This window comes from Treponema sp. R80B11-R83G3 (assembly GCF_054786115.1).
This window is the reverse complement of sequence record NZ_BDHF01000342.1, coordinates 1-786: the sequence shown is the minus strand read 5'-3', so window position 1 is coordinate 786 and position 786 is coordinate 1. Positions and strand designations below refer to the sequence as shown.

Genomic DNA, 786 nt, shown 5'->3' with positions numbered 1-786 from the left:
TTCCCGTATTACGCGCGATTTCCGCGCCGTTGATAACATAGAATTTAAGTTTTTTCTCGATGATTTTTTTCTGTATTTCTACAGGAATTTCCTTCCAGACATCCGCCGCTTTAAACGGGCTGTTGAGCAGGAATGTCCCGCCTTCTTTAATGCTGGAAAGCATGTCGTACATTTCGATGTAGGAAAATTTATGGCACGCCAGGAAGTCTGCGGAGTTGATAAGATACGGGCGGCGAAAAGATCATCGTCAATCATCTGATGAAGATCGTCGTAAGAAACTTCTTCAACTTTTTGCAATTCATGGCTGGTGCGGAAACCGTCAAAGAAGTGCAGGAAAGGCACTCGCGCGCGGAGAGTGCTGGCATGGGCGATAACCGCCATATCCATTACTTCCTGAACGCTGTTGGAAGCCAGCATAGCCCAACCTGTTTGACGGCACGCCATCACGTCCTGGTGGTCGCCGAAAATTGAAAGGCTCGATGTCGCCAGTGCGCGGGCTGATATATGAAACACCGTAGATGTAAGCTCGCCGGCAATTTTGTACATATTTGGGATCATGAGCAGCAAGCCCTGCGAAGCGGTAAACGTAACAGACATCGCGGAAATGCAGGCCGAAGGTGAATTTAAAGGCAACCCGTTTATTATTGGCGGACGCTACGGACTTGGCTCGAAAGAATTTACCCCCTCCATGGCAAAGGCGGTATTTGACAACCTTTCCGGCAAAAAGATCGCCAACTTTATCGTGGGCATTAAAGACGATGTTCTTGGCAAAAGCCTTGATTACGA

General features: G+C 48.1%; 2 protein-coding genes and 1 pseudogene. 1 reads left to right on the top strand and 2 read right to left on the bottom strand.

The genetic code is table 11. From position 1 onward, the window contains the following. Positions 1–172: hypothetical protein (locus ACYVRH_RS13740; protein ID WP_461257451.1), on the bottom strand; the 172-nt coding region annotated here is incomplete at its 3' end. Between the two features lie 56 nt (positions 173–228). Continuing rightward, positions 229–600, bottom strand: a pseudogene (locus ACYVRH_RS13735) (pyruvate:ferredoxin (flavodoxin) oxidoreductase); the annotation flags it as partial. Between ACYVRH_RS13735 and ACYVRH_RS13730 the strand changes: the two are divergent. Further along, the coding region (locus tag ACYVRH_RS13730) for a hypothetical protein (RefSeq protein ID WP_461257450.1) at positions 557–786 on the top strand (230 nt) is incomplete at its 3' end. The pseudogene ACYVRH_RS13735 and the gene ACYVRH_RS13730 overlap by 44 nt on opposite strands.